General features: G+C 66.8%; 14 protein-coding genes and 1 pseudogene. 10 read left to right on the forward strand and 5 right to left on the reverse strand.

Translation table 11 applies throughout. The annotated features are described in order from the left end of the window. The first annotated feature begins 9 nt into the window (after positions 1-9). Both CKY51_RS01760 and CKY51_RS01765 read left to right on the forward strand, forming a co-directional pair. Positions 10-1,141 (forward strand): annotated as a pseudogene (locus CKY51_RS01760) (PilT/PilU family type 4a pilus ATPase). A gap of 326 nt (positions 1,142-1,467) precedes the next feature. Next, positions 1,468-2,142, forward strand: a complete 675-nt coding sequence (locus CKY51_RS01765) for a YitT family protein (RefSeq protein ID WP_031340714.1) — start codon at positions 1,468-1,470, stop codon at positions 2,140-2,142. Positions 2,143-2,173: 31 nt separating this feature from the next. Here CKY51_RS01765 and CKY51_RS01770 read toward each other — a convergent pair whose 3' ends face one another. The 3 genes from CKY51_RS01770 to CKY51_RS01780 all read right to left on the reverse strand — a co-directional run bounded on the left by CKY51_RS01770 (position 2,174) and on the right by CKY51_RS01780 (position 5,664). Next, positions 2,174-3,082 (reverse strand): DUF72 domain-containing protein, encoded by a 909-nt coding sequence (locus CKY51_RS01770; RefSeq protein ID WP_022974143.1) that lies wholly within the window; start codon positions 3,080-3,082, stop codon positions 2,174-2,176. A gap of 198 nt (positions 3,083-3,280) precedes the next feature. Beyond that, positions 3,281-3,826, reverse strand: coding sequence for a DNA-3-methyladenine glycosylase I (locus tag CKY51_RS01775; protein ID WP_022974142.1), 546 nt, complete (start codon positions 3,824-3,826; stop codon positions 3,281-3,283). Further along, on the reverse strand, positions 3,823-5,664 hold the full coding sequence (locus CKY51_RS01780; protein ID WP_022974141.1) for a DUF4153 domain-containing protein: 1,842 nt from the start codon (positions 5,662-5,664) through the stop codon (positions 3,823-3,825). The genes CKY51_RS01775 and CKY51_RS01780 overlap by 4 nt, the downstream gene beginning before the upstream one ends. 78 nt (positions 5,665-5,742) lie before the next feature. Between CKY51_RS01780 and CKY51_RS01785 the strand changes: the two genes are divergently transcribed. The 5 genes from CKY51_RS01785 (at position 5,743) to CKY51_RS01805 (ending at position 8,977) form a co-directional block, all read left to right on the forward strand. Then, entirely contained in the window at positions 5,743-6,309 is a 567-nt protein-coding gene (locus tag CKY51_RS01785; protein WP_022974140.1) for a YqgE/AlgH family protein, read from the forward strand. Beyond that, positions 6,302-6,769, forward strand: coding sequence for a Holliday junction resolvase RuvX (gene ruvX / locus CKY51_RS01790; protein ID WP_022974139.1), 468 nt, complete (start codon positions 6,302-6,304; stop codon positions 6,767-6,769). The genes CKY51_RS01785 and ruvX overlap by 8 nt, the downstream gene beginning before the upstream one ends. A gap of 14 nt (positions 6,770-6,783) precedes the next feature. Next, positions 6,784-7,731, forward strand: a complete 948-nt coding sequence (locus tag CKY51_RS01795; RefSeq protein WP_022974138.1) for an aspartate carbamoyltransferase catalytic subunit — start codon at positions 6,784-6,786, stop codon at positions 7,729-7,731. A gap of 73 nt (positions 7,732-7,804) precedes the next feature. After that, on the forward strand, positions 7,805-8,239 hold the full coding sequence (locus CKY51_RS01800) for an OsmC family protein (RefSeq protein WP_022974137.1): 435 nt from the start codon (positions 7,805-7,807) through the stop codon (positions 8,237-8,239). 150 nt (positions 8,240-8,389) lie between these two features. Then, positions 8,390-8,977: a glycine zipper 2TM domain-containing protein gene (locus tag CKY51_RS01805; protein WP_031340713.1), complete on the forward strand. Its 588-nt coding sequence runs from the start codon at positions 8,390-8,392 to the stop codon at positions 8,975-8,977. Between the two features lie 248 nt (positions 8,978-9,225). Here the strand turns inward: CKY51_RS01805 and CKY51_RS01810 are convergent, their stop codons facing one another. Next, on the reverse strand, positions 9,226-10,107 hold the full coding sequence (locus CKY51_RS01810) for a PhzF family phenazine biosynthesis protein (RefSeq protein ID WP_022974135.1): 882 nt from the start codon (positions 10,105-10,107) through the stop codon (positions 9,226-9,228). Positions 10,108-10,139: 32 nt separating this feature from the next. Then, entirely contained in the window at positions 10,140-11,015 is an 876-nt protein-coding gene (locus CKY51_RS01815; protein WP_031340712.1) for a PhzF family phenazine biosynthesis protein, read from the reverse strand. Positions 11,016-11,172: 157 nt separating this feature from the next. Here CKY51_RS01815 and CKY51_RS01820 point away from each other — a divergent pair, with 157 nt between their 5' ends. From CKY51_RS01820 to CKY51_RS01830, 3 genes are all read left to right on the forward strand, one after another. Further along, positions 11,173-13,782 (forward strand): bifunctional aspartate kinase/diaminopimelate decarboxylase, encoded by a 2,610-nt coding sequence (locus CKY51_RS01820; protein ID WP_022974133.1) that lies wholly within the window; start codon positions 11,173-11,175, stop codon positions 13,780-13,782. After that, positions 13,766-14,224 (forward strand): hypothetical protein, encoded by a 459-nt coding sequence (locus tag CKY51_RS01825; protein WP_022974132.1) that lies wholly within the window; start codon positions 13,766-13,768, stop codon positions 14,222-14,224. Before CKY51_RS01820 ends, CKY51_RS01825 begins: the two co-directional genes overlap by 17 nt. Further along, the coding region (locus CKY51_RS01830) for a MurL-like N-terminal domain-containing (RefSeq protein WP_484607006.1) at positions 14,221-14,716 on the forward strand (496 nt) is incomplete at its 3' end. The genes CKY51_RS01825 and CKY51_RS01830, both read left to right, overlap by 4 nt.

Raw genomic sequence — 14,716 nt, forward strand, 5'->3', positions numbered from 1 at the left:
CCTCAAACAATGAGCACCATCGACTTCACCTCCTTCCTCAAGCTGATGGCGCATCAGAAAGCGTCGGATCTGTTCATCACCTCCGGCATGCCGCCGGCGATCAAGGTGCATGGCAAGATCAGCCCGATCACCCAGACCCCGTTGACCGCGCAGCAGAGCCGCGACCTGGTGCTGAACGTGATGACGCCGGCGCAGCGCGAAGAGTTCGAGAAGACCCACGAGTGCAACTTCGCCATCGGCGTGTCCGGGGTCGGGCGCTTCCGCGTCAGCTGCTTCTATCAGCGCAACCAGGTCGGCATGGTGCTGCGCCGGATCGAGACCCGTATCCCGACCGTTGACGAGCTGAGCCTGCCGCCGGTGATCAAGACGCTGGCGATGACCAAGCGCGGCATCATCATCTTCGTCGGCGCTACCGGTACCGGTAAGTCGACCTCGCTGGCGGCCATGATCGGCTACCGCAACCAGAACTCGACCGGGCACATCATCACCATCGAGGACCCGATCGAATTCGTGCACAAGCACGAGGGTTGCATCATCACCCAGCGCGAGGTCGGTATCGACACCGACAGCTGGGAAAACGCCTTGAAGAACACCCTGCGGCAGGCGCCGGACGTGATCATGATCGGCGAGGTGCGGACCCGCGAAGGCATGGATCATGCGATCGCCTTCGCCGAAACCGGCCACTTGGTGCTGTGTACCCTGGCATGCCAACAACGCCAACCAGGCGATGGACCGCATCATCAACTTCTTCCCCGAAGATCGCCGTAGCCAGTTGTTGATGGATCTGTCGCTCAATCTCAGGGGCGTGGTCGCTCAGCAGCTGATTCCCACCCCGGACGGCCGTGGCCGGCGAGTGGCGATGGAGATCATGCTGGGCACGCCACTGGTGCAGGACTACATCCGCGATGGCGAGATCCATAAGCTCAAGGAGGTCATGAAGGAGTCGACCAACCTGGGCATGCGGACCTTCGACCAGAGCCTGTTCGAGCTCTACCAGGCCGGCGAGATCAGCTACGAGGACGCCTTGCGCTACGCCGACTCGCAGAACGAGGTGCGCCTGCGCATCAAATTGTCGCAAGGTGGCGATGCCAAGACTCTGGCGCAGGGGTTGGATGGCGTGGAAATCGCCGAAGTGCGCTGAGGCGCCTTCGGGTCTTGCGCGTTGGCCGTGACCGGGGCTCCCGGCACGGCCACCGATGTGGCGGATGTCGTGGTCAATGCGGGCAGACGCGCCCTGGCGTGGATGGTCGCGCCATCCCGCAAGCGCCTCGCTGTGCGTTCGCCGCCGTCTCCCGGAACGGCGATGGCGTTCGCCTGTGAGTGGTGGCGCCGGTCCCGATGACCGGCATCGATTGGCCGTTGTTACAGATGTAACTGCGCCAGCCGATAGTGTCTAATAGCCCCCCCACTGCAGTGCCCAATTCCGTGAGCCTTCCCGATTCCGATCTCCGTCCGGAGCTGGCGCCGTTGCCTGACGATGGTGCGGTGGTCACCTCCGGTCCGCTGACGCCGCCGCCGGATTCGGCCGGCACCGCTGCCGACGATCGCGCGTATCACCATTCGGTGGCCGAGGACGTGCAGGGCATGGTGCTGGCCACGCTGGTGGCGTCGCTGGGCCTGGCGATCTTCGCCAAGGGCGGGTTGATGATCGGCGGCATGGCCGGGGTGGCCTTCCTGCTGCACTACACGCTGCACTGGAATTTCGGCGTGGTGTTCGTGCTGGTCAATCTGCCGTTCTACTGGCTGAGCGTGCGCCGCATGGGCTGGGAGTTCACTTTGAAGACGTTCCTGGCGGTGGGCGCCTGCGGCGCACTGACCGATCTGCTGCCCCGCTGGGCCAGCTATGCGCAGATGCAGACAGCGTTTGCCGCGATCGCTGGCGGCGCGCTCTCCGGTCTGGGCATCCTGTTCTTCATCCGCCATCGCGGCAGTCTCGGCGGAATCGGCATCCTGGCGGTCTATCTGCAGCGCGAACGCGGTTGGAGCGCCGGCAAGGTGCAGATGAGCTTCGATACGATGCTGATGGCGGCCGCATTTGCGGTGCTCTCGCCGGACAAAGTGCTGTATTCGGCGCTGGGCGCGCTGATGCTGAGCCTGGTGCTGATGTTCAATCACCGGCCGCACCGCTACATGGGCGTTTGAGCGCGCGATCCTGCCGGGGACTGGCGTAGCGTCAACGCGTGCCGCCGGCAGCTGGTCCTGGCGGGCAGTCGCTTGGCAGATCCAGCCGTCGCAATAGTCCGCGCGCGTCGAACGGCGCATGCACCTTCATGTCGTTGTCGAAGTAGCAATAGACCTCGCGACTGGCGCGCGGACGCGCGGGCGGACCACTGCGACGGGCATCGCCCGGCTCTCCGCCGGCGGCCCAACGGGCGATGCGTGCGGCCCAACGCTCCAGGGCGTCATCGCTATAGCCACTGGCGTAGAGCTGTGCATCGCCATGCAGGCGCAGATAGAGGAAGTCGGCGGTCACATCCTCCAGATAAGGGAACTTGCCGGCGGTATCGGCGATCACCAGGGCGACCCTGTGCCGTCGTAGCAGTCGCAGGCAGGCCGGGTCGCAGAAGCTCTGATGCCGGACTTCCAGCGCGTGCCGCAGCGGGCGCCTACGGTCGATGGCCAGTGCGCTGCGGCCTTGCATGCGTCCGCGCTCGCGTCGGCGTGCCAGGGCCAGCGCGCGCTCGCTGTCGCGTGGCAAGCTGGCGAGGAAGGCGTCCAGGACGTCGGCATCGAAGGCCAGGTTCGGCGGAAGCTGCCACAGGATCGGGCCCAGCTTGGGGCCTAGCCGCAGCACCCCGGACGCAAAAAAATTCGCCAAGGCCTGCTCGCAGTTGCGCAGCCGCTTCATATGGGTGACGAAGCGCGGGCCCTTGAGTGCGAAGACGAAATCCTCGGGTGTCTCGTCATGCCAGCGCTGGTAGCTTTCCGGGCGCTGTAGCGAGTAGAACGAGCCATTGATCTCGATGCTGGGAAAACACTGCGCGGCGTAGGCGAGCTCGCGTCGCTGCAGCAGCCCGTCCGGATAGAACGTGCCCCGCCACCGCGGATAACGCCAGCCCGAAATGCCGATGCGGATCCTCATTGCCGCAGCATTCCGCGGCCTGCGTGCAGGCAGCGTCCAAGCATGCCGGACCAGCGCGCACTGTCAGTGCCAATCCGGAGCGCGAATCGCGCAGCCCCATCCGCCAACGATCCCATGGCAGGCGCGCCAACAGCGCGCAGCGAGTGACGGGCGCGCTCGTGGTGCGCGCGATCAACCGGTCCCGCCGTCGTCCCGCCTTCAGCCAGCCTTGCCATCCATCCACGGCGGTGCCAGTGCTTGCAAGCGTGCGAACACCGGGCAATCGGGGTGGTGCGCACCTGACAGGTAGCCCAGGCTCATCAGGAATTCGCCGGTGATTTCGCCGCCGGTGAAGCGGAAGGTCTGCTTGAAGAGCTTGACCCAGCCGGGCTTGTCCAAAGGATGGTGGGCATCCAACCACTCGGCGAAACCGCCATGCGATGCGCGCAGGCGCTGGATCACCTGCGCATTGTGGATGGCGGCCTGCACCTTCAGCCGGTTGCGGATGATGCCCGCGTCAGCCAGCAGTCGCGCGATGTCTGCCTCGCCGTAGGCCGCCACGGCGTCGACGTCGAACCCATCGTAGGCGCGCCGGAAGTTGTCGCGTTTGCGCAGGATGGTTTCCCAGCTCAGCCCGGCCTGATTGATTTCCAGGAGCAATCGCTCGAACAGCACCGACTCCTGGCGCTGCGGAAAGCCGTATTCCTCGGCGTGATAGCTGGCGTGCACCGGGTGGTCAGGTGCGATGCTGCAATAAGCGCTCATTTTTCGGGCTGGTTCTGATTGTTCGGGGGATCCATTACCAGCGGACCGCCGCCCGGTACGTGGATGTCCGGCCAGCGCCGCGGCTGCAAGGTGAACTTGCCCTTGCGGACGGCGTCGCGCAGGGCTTCCTGCCCCTGGCTGCGGCGCGGATAGCTATGCGCGCTGTCGACCTTGCTCCAGCCACGGGCGTCGTTTGCGTACAAGGTGCAGAGCACACCGAACGGACTGGAGACCTCGCATAGCAGCACTTCGTTGTTGCCGTCCTGGTCCAGATCCAGACTGTTGACCACGCATTCGGTGTCGCGCTGCAGGCAGGAGTCGTTGTCCAGCTTGCCGGCCGCCAGGGCCGACCACCAGCTAGCGTCTGGGCTGGCACTGCCCACGGCCAGCAGCAGATGTTTGCGTAGCTCGGCCGGGTCGGTCATGCGCGTCTTCTGCAAGGCGTCCGACGACGGCGGCGCCTCCCAGCGCTCGGTGCGTGCCAGCAGTCGTTTCACCAGCTCGCGGCGTCTGCCGTCGGCGCTCAGTGCCGGATCGGTCAATAGCGCGGCGACTGCACGGTAGCCGCGGCGACCATTGTCGAAGCGCAGGAACTCCAGGTCCTGTTGTTCGCTGTCCGAAACCGTCGGGCCGCGCTGTGCGACCCACTGCTGCAACTGGCTACCGACCACCAGGCGGTAAGGGTCCAGCACCGGGCTATTGACCGCCACGACCAGCGCGATCAATAGCCACGACATCGCGACGTTGCTGCCGGCCATGCGGCCCAGCCAGCGTCCGGGCTGCGGGCGCAGCACCGCCCATGCGCCGCCCAGTGCGTAGCCCAGCGCGACCAGTGCCAGGACCGACGCGCAGAAGCGTTCGCCGGTCCAACCGTACTGGGCGATGCGTAGTCCCAGCGCATAGGCCGCCAGGCCCGCATACAGTGGCAGGCTCAGCAGGCTGGCATCGACCAGGCGCCGCAGCCAGCGCGGATAGGACGGTGTGACGCGACCGTCCTGATAGACCGCATTGGTGAACAGTACCAGCAGGAACACCACACTCAGCAACAAGGTGGCGGCCGAGCGGGTCTGCCACAGCGCCTGCAGCCCCGTCAGCGGCAGGGTCAGCACGAACAGCAGCGCCACGCCGGCCAGCAGCGGCAGCAGACCGGTGCAGATCGCGAACAGGATCTGCCGCAGCACCTGCACCGCCCGGTGCTGGGTCCGGCCGATCAAGATGCCCAAGCCGGTCATGATGCCGGTGGCCAGGTAGATGAAGGCCTGACCGCGGAACAGCGTGCGGAAGATCTCGATCTTGATCAGCGCGAACAATGCCGCCCACAGTTGCAGGACGGTCCAGCACACCAGCACGAACAGCAGCGCCAATGCCAGGGTCAGCGCGTTCTGCCAGGCATGTTCGAACAGTGCCCGGTAGTCGGCCCGCCAGCGTCCGGACTGCTGGCGGCTCTGCAGCCAGGGCAGGGCGACGAACAACCCGGCGCTCACGCTGAGGCCGAATGGCGTCAGGATCTTCCGGCTTTGCAGGCCGGGCGCGCCGGTTGCGCTCCAGGCCGCCCACGCCGCCAGTGCGGCGAACACAGCGGCCACGATGGCCAGGTGCTGCCACAGCCGCCGATCGCCCAGTTGCTGTACGCAGAGCAACGCCGCGCTCGGGACCGAGAGCACCAGGGTGTACCAGCAGATCTGCCCGCCAAGGCTGCGGAACGGCCCCAGGTGCTGGCTCTCGCCCCAGGCCGCCAGGTACAGCAGCCCGCCCTGCAGCAGCGCGACCAGCACGATGAAGGCGCGGGTCTGGCGCGGTATGGGGGTGTCGGCGATGGCGTGATCGGGTGCAGGCATCGGCAATTCATGGCGGCAATGATGGTCAAGTATGGCAGCGGCTCGGCGCGGCGCGGAATGAACCGCTAGAATGGCGGCATGTCCGTTTTGCCCACGCCTCTGGCCAACCAATTGCTGATCGCGCTTCCGGCGCTGTCCGATCCCAACTTTTCCCGTAGCGTGGCGCTGATCTGCCAGCACGACGAGAACGGTGCGATGGGCGTGCTGGTCAATCGTCCTTCCGAATACACCCTCGGCGAAGTGCTGTCGCAGATGGGGATCGACACCGACGACCTGCAGTTGCGTGAGCAGCCGGTCCTCAATGGCGGGCCGGTGCATCCGGAACGCGGCTTTGTGATCCATGATGACGCACGGCAGTGGGATTCCAGCCTCGAAGTGGGGCAGGGCCTGTATCTGACCACCTCGCGCGACATTCTCGAGGCGATGGCGGCCGGCGACGGCCCGCGGCATGTGCTGGTGGCCCTGGGGTGCGCCGGTTGGGGCGCCGGGCAGCTGGAATTCGAGCTGGGCGAGAACAGTTGGCTGACCGCTCCCTCCGATGCCAACCTGCTGTTCGCCACCGCGCTGGAGGACCGCTGGCAGACCGCGGCCGGCCGCATCGGCGTGGATCTGTTCCGTCTGACGGACTACAGCGGGCATGCCTGAGGCGGGTCCGATCCGCCCCGGTGGCACCGTCCTCGGTTTCGATGTCGGCTCGCGCCGGATCGGCGTGGCGGTCGGTTCGCCGCTGGGCGCCGGTGCGCGCGCAGTGGCGGTGATCGCCGTACACGGCCAGGGACCGGACTGGGCCGCGCTGGACCGTGTGCATCGCGAATGGCGCCCGCATGGACTGGTGGTCGGCGACCCCTTGACCCTCGACGATCAGGATCAACCGGCGCGCAAGCGTGCCCATGCCTTCGCGCGGCAACTGCGCGAGCGCTATGCATTGCCGGTGATGCTGATGGATGAGCGTTCCAGTTCGGTCGAAGCGGCACAGCGATTCGCGCGCGAACGCGCCGATGGCCGCAAGCGTCGACGCGATGCCGATGCGCTGGACGCCATGGCTGCTGCCGTCATCGTCGAGCGCTGGCTGGCCGCGCCCGACCAGGCCACCCCTCTTTCCTGACACTCCCGACTGCGATGACCACCATGCAACTCGATTCGGACGGACGCCTGCGCCACCTGCTGACCCTGGAAGGGCTGCCGCGCGCCACCTTGCTGCAATTGCTCGACCGTGCCGGGCAGATCCGCGATGCCGCGGTCGGACGGGTCGGCAAGCGCAGCGTGCTGGCCGGCACGGCGGTATGCACGCTGTTCTTCGAGCCGTCCACGCGCACCCGCAGCTCGTTCCATCTGGCCGCCCAGCGCTTGGGCGCGGACGTGCTCAACTTCGATGCCTCCACCTCATCCACGCGCAAGGGCGAAACCGCGCGCGACACCTTGAAGAACCTCGAGGCGATGGGCGTGCGCGGCTTCGTGGTCCGGCACCCGGACGATGGTGCAGTGGAACGGCTGGCCGAAGCGGCCGGCGAGGGCACCGCGTTGATCAATGCCGGCGATGGCCGCAGCGCCCATCCCACCCAGGGCTTGCTGGATATGCTGACCTTGCGCCAGGCCCGCGGCACCGATTTTTCCCGGCTCAAGATCCTCATCGTCGGTGACGTCAAGCACTCGCGAGTCGCCCGCTCGGACCTGCATGCGCTGCGCACGCTGGGCGCTGGCGAGATCCGCGTGTGCGGACCTGCAGTTCTGTTGCCCGAAGATGGTCTGCTGGACGGTTGCGTGGTCGGCGACGACTTCGACGCGATGCTCGAAGGCGTGGACGCACTGATGATGCTGCGGCTGCAACGCGAGCGCATGGAAGAAGGGCTGGTGCCGTCGCTGGAGCAATACCACGCCGACTACGGCCTCAATAGCGCACGTCTGGCGCGCGCCGCGCGCGATGCGGTGGTGCTGCATCCGGGCCCGATCAACCGCGGCGTGGAGATCACCGACGAGGTGGCCGATGGCGCGCAATCCTGCGTGTTGCGCCAGGTCGCCAATGGCGTGGCCGTGCGTATGGCGGTGTTGGAGACCTTGCTCGGCTGAGCACGCCGGGGGCACGGCGGCATAACGTTCGCCTGCCTATGGTGGCGGTCCCCTTCAAACGCAGGAGACCGCAATGGGTATTTCGCGCCACGCCACCGCGCATTGGGAAGGCGACCTCAAGACCGGCAAGGGACAGCTCAACACGCCGCAGAGCGGCCTGCTGGACGCCACCCGCTATGGCTTCAACAGCCGGTTTGGCGATGAAAAGGGCACCAATCCGGAAGAGCTCATCGCCGCCGCGCATGCCGGTTGCTTCACCATGGCACTGTCGGCGCAATTGACCGAAGCCGGTTTCCCGCCCAAAGCGCTGGATACCCGCGCGGACGTCGATCTGTCGATGGAAGGTGGTCCGCAGTTGTCGCAGATCCGGCTCAAGCTCAAGGCGGTGGTGCCGGGAATCGACGAGGCCAAGTTCCGCGAGCTGGCTGACGCGGCCAAAAAGAACTGCCCGGTGTCCAAGGCGTTGAGTGCGGTGCCGATCAGCTTGGACAGCGAATTTTCCAACTGAGCAGTCCCATGCGGGCGCGCGCCGGCAGACGCCCGGCGCCGCCAGCTGGCGGCTTGCTGAATAGGGCAGAGCGGACCTGTCTCGGTTCAGTGCGGTTTCACTGGACCGGGCAGAGCATCGGCATCGTGTCCACCCTGTGAAGCTGCTGCTATGAAAACTCTTGTCCTTGGTGCTCTGGTTGTGGGTCTGGCCGTGACGGGCAATGCAACGGCACAGCGTTACTACGACGGCTATCGCGCCGGTTATGAGGATGGACGCTACGAATACGCCCGCGTCGTTCGCGTCGATCCGATCATCGTTTCCGATGGCTACACCGAGCGGACCAGCGAACGCTGCTACAACCGTCCTGCCGATGGCTATTACACCAGCAACGACGGCTATTACCGCGATGGTGGTTATGGCGCGCCCAATTCCGCCAACCGTGGCGTTGCCAGCGTGATCGGCGGCATCGCCGGTGCCGTGCTCGGTAGCCAAGTCGGTGGCGGCAACGGTCGCCTGGTCGGCACCGCGGTCGGCACCATGGCTGGCGTGGCGGCAGGTCGCTCGATCTACGACTCCAACCATCGCTCCTACGGCGGCGTGGTCAGTGTCTGCGAGCCGGTGGCCTATCGCCATCAGAGCGATCGTGTCGATGGTTATGACGTCACCTACGAATACGGTGGCCGTCTCTATCACACCCGCAGCGACTACAACCCAGGCCGCACCATCCGCGTCCGCGTGGACGTGCGCGCCGACTGATCGCGTCTGACACTTGGCAACGCGGCCGCCGCTGATCACCGCGGCGGCGGCCTCAAGAACGCTGCGGCTTGCCGCGGCGTTTTGCGTTTTGTCGCTGCCGTCGTGGTGCTCCAGGACGGTCTACCCGCATGCGGCGTCGTGTCGTGTACGACGCCGCGTGAGTGTGTGTTCGCCCGGGGGCACGCCGGCTCGCTGAGCGACGCGGCGACCGTGAGATGACCGTCGCCGGTCGTTTTTTAGGGCCGCGCTTAGGCCCAGTCGAGGCTGCCGCGGATCACGGTCTGAACCTGGCCACCGGACCAGACCTGGCCATCGGCATCGACTTGCAGTTCGAGCAGCGCATCGAAGCCGATCTCGCGGCCCTGGCTGGCCACATAGCGTCCCGCGCGGCCTGGCAATGCGTTTCGGCTATCCAGCCAGGCCGCGAGAACCGCATTGGCGGCACCGGACGCAGCGTCCTCGAAGCGGCGCCCGTTACCGACGAAGGCGCGCACGGCCAGATCGTGCAGTGTCGCTTGCGGTGTGCGTGCATAAGCGAACACGCCCATGCTGCCAGTGGCTTCGGCCAACTGCGCCACCGCGTCCCAGTTTGGCTGCAGGCTGCGCAGTGCCGCTTCACTGGCCAGTTCCACCACCCACCAGGTGCGGCCGCCGTCCATCAGCGCCGGCGGCAGCGTTCCCAGCGTCCAACCGTGCAAGGCCTCGCGCAGACGTGGGTCGTCGGCCTGCGCCTGCTCGGCGACCTGCGCGCGCGGTGTGCGAATGGCGATGCTGCGCCTGCCGTTGTGCTGGGCCACGCGCAGCGGCAGCGGGCCGGCGATGCCGTCCTGTACCAGTACGCCGTCGCGCGGTGTCGCCAGGCCGGCTTCCAATACCGCGTGCGCGGTGCCGACGCTGGGATGTCCCGCGAACGGAACTTCCTTCTGTGGCGAGAACATGCGCAGGCCGTAGCTGGTGGCAGTGTTCGGCGCAGGAAAGACGAACGTGGTTTCCGGCAGTTTGGTCCAGCGCGCGATCGCCTGCATCGCCGCGTCGTCCAGTCCCTCGGCGTCCAGCACCACCGCCAGCGGATTGCCGCTGCCGGGACGCGCAGAAAAGACATCCACCTGCAGGAAACGGCGGGTCGTCATGAGGAGTGGCTCCGATGGGTGGGCGTGGCAGATTACCAATCGAGGTGGCCGGCGATCACCGGCTGCGTCGCCCCACCGATCCAAACTTCGCCTTTCGCATCGACCTCCACCCACACGTGGCCGTCGCGACCGACCTCGCGGCCCTGGCTGGCCAGGTAGCGCGATGCAGCGCCGGGCAGCCGGCCTTCTTCATGCAGGCGCGCGCCGATACAGGCGTTGGCGCTGCCGGTGACCGGATCCTCGGCGATCCCGTCCGCTGGGCAGAATGCCCGCACCACCAAGTCGGCCGCCTCGTCACCAGCCGCATAGATCGCCAGGCCCACCGCATCGCTGGCCTCGCTCAGGCGTGCGATCGCGGCCAGATCCGGCTGCGCGCTGCGCACCGCGGCAGCGTCGGCCAACTCCAGCAGCCACCAGTTCGGACCGTTGCTCCACAGCGCCGGCGGTGCTCCGGCGTTGCGTAAACCAGCACTGGCCGCGTCCAGCAGCGGGGCGTGCGTGGCGCTCACGGACAGCGCTCGTGCACGCGGCGTGCGCAGGCGAACCTGCAGTGCGCCATGTCGATCGAACACCTCTACCGGCAACACGCCAGCCGCGCATTGCTGGTACAGCAGACCGTCGGCGCGGTAAGGCACCAGGCCGTGCGTGGCGGCGGCCCAAGCAGCGCCGACGCTGGGATGGCCGGCAAACGGCAGTTCGCTGCGCGGGGTGAAGATGCGGATGTGGTAGTCCGCGCCCGCGGCGCTGACCGGCAGGAAGAACACCGTCTCCGACAGGTTCAGCCAGGCAGCGAGTTGCTGCATCTGCGTGGCCGAGAGCTCGCCGGCATTGAGCACCACGCCCAGTGGGTTGCCGCCGCCGGGGGTGGCGGCGAAGACGTCCAGTTGCAGGTAACGATGTTTGCTCATGAGCAGGCGCGACGCGGGAATCGACAGGAGGGCATGGCGTTGAGCCGGCGGCCCGGTCTGGCCGGTGGCGGGATCAGGCAATGGCATTGGCAGTAGAATCGAGGATCGCGCCCGGCACGCCGGGCGTTTCCCCCCCTCATCCTAAACGCTCATCTCAATGTCAGCTTCCCTGTCTACCGATCGCTGGATCGTTCTCAAGTTTGGCGGCACCTCGGTGTCGCGTCGTCATCGCTGGGACACGATTGGCAAACTGGCGGGAAAACGGGCGCAAGAGACCGGTGGCCGCGTGCTGGTGGTGGTCTCGGCCTTGTCCGGCGTCACCAACGAGCTCACCGCCATCGCCGATGGCGCAGCCGATAGCGCGCAGCGCGTCGCGGCGCTGGAACAACGCCATCGCGACTTCCTGCAGGAGCTCGAACTCGATGCCGAGGCCGTGCTGGGCGAACGCCTGGCCGGCCTGCGCGCGCTGCTCGACGACCCGCGTGCGTCGAGCCGCCCGCTCGACTGGCAGGCCGAGGTGCTGGGACAGGGCGAGCTGCTGTCCTCCACCATCGGTGCGGCGTATCTGCGCGCCAACGGGCTGGACATGGGCTGGCTGGACGCGCGGCAGTGGTTGTCGGCATTGCCGCCGCAACCGAACCAGAGCGCCTGGTCGCGGCGTCTGTCGGTGTCCTGCCAATGGCAGTCCGATGCCGCTTGGCGCACGCGCTTCGATGCCCAGCCGACGCGTCTGCTGATCACCCAGGGCTTTATCGCCAGTCACGCCGACGGTGGCACCGCCATCCTCGGTCGTGGCGGTTCGGATACCTCGGCGGCGTATTTCGGTGCGCTGCTCGGCGCCAGCCGGGTGGAAATCTGGACCGATGTGCCCGGCATGTTCAGCGCCAATCCGAAGGAAGTACCGGATGCGCGCCTCTTGACCCGGCTGGATTACTACGAGGCGCAGGAAATCGCCACCACCGGCGCCAAGGTGCTGCATCCGCGCTCGATCAAGCCGTGCCGCGACTCCGGCGTGCCGATGGCGATCCTGGATACCGAGCGGCCGGAGCTGCCCGGTACCAGCATCGACGGTAATGCCGAGCCGGTGCCGGGCGTCAAGGCGATCAGCCGCCGCAACGGCATCGTGCTGGTGTCGATGGAAGGCATCGGCATGTGGCAGCAGGTCGGCTTCCTGGCCGACGTGTTCGCCTTGTTCAAGAAGCATGGCCTGTCGGTGGACCTGATCGGCTCGGCCGAAACCAACGTCACCGTGTCGCTGGATCCATCCGAGAATCTGGTCAATACCGACGTGCTGGCCGCCTTGTCGGCCGATCTGGCGCAAATCTGCAAGGTCAAGATTATTGTTCCCTGCGCGGCGATCACCCTGGTGGGGCGCGGCATGCGCTCGCTGCTGCACAAGCTGTCCGACGTGTGGGCGACGTTCGGGCAGGAGCGCGTGCACATGATCTCGCAGTCGTCCAACGACTTGAACCTGACCTTCGTCATCGACGAAGCCGATGCGGACGGTTTGCTGCCGATCCTGCATGCCGAGCTGATCGACAGCGGCGCCATGCCGGTGAGCGAGGGCGAGGTGTTCGGCCCGCGCTGGCGGGAGATCATCGGCTCGGTGCGGCCGCGGCCGACGCCCTGGTGGCGGGCCGAGCGCGCGCATCTGCTGTCGTTGTCGCAGGCGGGCACGCCGCGCTACGTCTATCACCTGCCCACGGTGCGCGCGCGCGCGCATGCGCTGGCGCAGATCGGCGCGGTGGATCAGCGCTATTACGCGATCAAGGCCAATGCGCATCCCGCCATCCTGATGGCGCTGGAGCAAGCCGGCTTCGGGTTGGAGTGCGTGTCGCACGGCGAATTGCGGCGGGTGTTCGACACCTTGCCGGAACTGTCGCCGCGGCGGGTATTGTTCACCCCGAGTTTCGCGCCGCGTGCGGAATACGAAGCGGCCTTCGCACTGGGCGTGACCGTCACCGTGGACAACGTCGAAGCGCTGCGCAACTGGCCGGAGGTGTTCCGTGGCCGCCATGTGTGGGTACGCATCGATCTTGGCCATGGCGATGGCCATCACGAGAAGGTCAACACTGGCGGCAAGGCGTCCAAGTTCGGCCTCTCGGCCACCCGCGTGGATGAATTCGTCGAGCTGGCGCGTACGCTGCAAGTCACCATCACCGGCGTGCATGCGCATCTCGGCAGCGGCGTGGAGACCGGCGAGCACTGGCGGATGATGTACGACGAGCTGGCCGGCTTCGCGCGTCGCATCGGCACGGTGGAGACCATCGACATCGGCGGCGGGCTGCCGATTCCCTACAGCGACGAGGACGAGCCGTTCGATCTGGAGATCTGGGCCAAGGGCCTGGCCGAGGTCAAGGCCGTGCATCCGGGCTATCGGTTGGCCATCGAACCCGGCCGTTACCTGGTGGCCGAAGCCGGCGTGCTGCTGGCGCATGCGACCCAGGTCATCGAAAAGGACGGTGTGCATCGCGTCGGCCTGGATGCCGGCATGCAGACCTTGATTCGGCCGGCGCTCTACGACGCCTGGCACGATATCGCCAATCTCAGCCGCCATGATGCGCCAGCCGATGGCTGCTTCGATGTGGTCGGGCCGATCTGCGAATCGTCCGATGTGTTCGGGCGCCGTCGTCGACTGCCTGCGGACACCACACCGGGCGATGTCATGTTGATCGCCGATGCCGGCGCCTATGGCTATGCCATGGCCAGCACCTACAACCAACGCGAGCTACCGCGCGAAGAGGTGATCGATGCGCCCACAGCTTGAGTTCGTTCTGCTGAGTGCGCTGGCCGGCGGCGTGACGGTGACACTGTCCACCGTCATCGATCTGAACGGCCAGCGTGCACCGTGGAGCGATAGTTTGAAGTGGCTGCTGCCGGCGCTGTTCGGCGCCGCACTCGGGGCCTGGTGGTCCGAGCGCTGGCAACGTCGGCGTGCTGCGCAGGCGCCGGTGCGGCAGGCTGGCGGCATGGCGGTGCGAACGGTGGTGCTGAGCGCGCTCGGCTACCTGCTGGCAGTGGCGGTGTACCTGTTGGTGGCGTTGCTGGCCAGCGGTCACGGCCAGATGCTGCGGCCGGAGGTCGTGCTGCTGTTGTTGGTCTTCGGCTGCGTCCCGCTGTTATGGGCGGCCGCGCCGTTTTCCGTGATCGAATATTTCCTGTGCCGACGTTACCTGCGTCGCGCACGCGTTCTTGCAGGTAGTCCATGAGCACTTTCGACAAACAGCAGATCTCCCGCTTTCGCTTCGTGCGCTGCGCGCTGGATGCGCAGACTGGCGTGGCGACGCTGGTGTATGCCTTCGACCAGGGGCCGGAACTGGTCGAGACCGTGGCCGTGCCCGGTGCGCCGTTCGCACTGGACGGCGCACGCGGCGCCGCGGCACAGCGCGCGCTGCGTCTGCTGCATCTGATCGCCGGCGTCAGTTATTACAAGGCCGCGGTCCCGCCGACCATCCTGATCGACGAGGGCGCCATCGATGCCGAGACCGCGGCACTGGTGGAGACCGTCTACCTGCATGGTCTGGGCGAGTTCGCCTACCGCAACGGCCTGAACCTGCATGGCAGGATCCGCGTGCCGGCCGACGCACCGCCGGCTGCACCGGCGCCGTCGCTGGGCTTGCGCGCGCATGCGCTGGTGGCCATCGGCGGTGGCAAGGATTCGTTGGTCAGCATCGAGGCGCTGCGCCAGGCCGGGGTCGAGC

Source organism: Xanthomonas maliensis, assembly GCF_009192945.1.
Classification (GTDB): Bacteria; Pseudomonadota; Gammaproteobacteria; order Xanthomonadales; family Xanthomonadaceae; genus Xanthomonas; species Xanthomonas maliensis.

Excerpts from the sequence above, each read along its gene's own strand:
- CKY51_RS01775 (WP_022974142.1), bottom strand. The coding sequence starts at position 3,826 with ATGAGCGCTTATTGCAGCATCGCACCTGACCACCCGGTGCACGCCAGC.
- CKY51_RS01825 (WP_022974132.1), top strand. The coding sequence starts at position 13,766 with ATGCGCCCACAGCTTGAGTTCGTTCTGCTGAGTGCGCTGGCCGGCGGC.
- ruvX (WP_022974139.1), top strand. The coding sequence starts at position 6,302 with ATGCCTGAGGCGGGTCCGATCCGCCCCGGTGGCACCGTCCTCGGTTTC.
- CKY51_RS01815 (WP_031340712.1), bottom strand. The coding sequence starts at position 11,015 with ATGAGCAAACATCGTTACCTGCAACTGGACGTCTTCGCCGCCACCCCC.
- CKY51_RS01810 (WP_022974135.1), bottom strand. The coding sequence starts at position 10,107 with ATGACGACCCGCCGTTTCCTGCAGGTGGATGTCTTTTCTGCGCGTCCC.
- CKY51_RS01780 (WP_022974141.1), bottom strand. The coding sequence starts at position 5,664 with ATGCCTGCACCCGATCACGCCATCGCCGACACCCCCATACCGCGCCAG.
- CKY51_RS01770 (WP_022974143.1), bottom strand. The coding sequence starts at position 3,082 with ATGAGGATCCGCATCGGCATTTCGGGCTGGCGTTATCCGCGGTGGCGG.
- CKY51_RS01785 (WP_022974140.1), top strand. The coding sequence starts at position 5,743 with ATGTCCGTTTTGCCCACGCCTCTGGCCAACCAATTGCTGATCGCGCTT.
- CKY51_RS01795 (WP_022974138.1), top strand. The coding sequence starts at position 6,784 with ATGACCACCATGCAACTCGATTCGGACGGACGCCTGCGCCACCTGCTG.
- CKY51_RS01820 (WP_022974133.1), top strand. The coding sequence starts at position 11,173 with ATGTCAGCTTCCCTGTCTACCGATCGCTGGATCGTTCTCAAGTTTGGC.
- CKY51_RS01805 (WP_031340713.1), top strand. The coding sequence starts at position 8,390 with ATGAAAACTCTTGTCCTTGGTGCTCTGGTTGTGGGTCTGGCCGTGACG.
- CKY51_RS01800 (WP_022974137.1), top strand. The coding sequence starts at position 7,805 with ATGGGTATTTCGCGCCACGCCACCGCGCATTGGGAAGGCGACCTCAAG.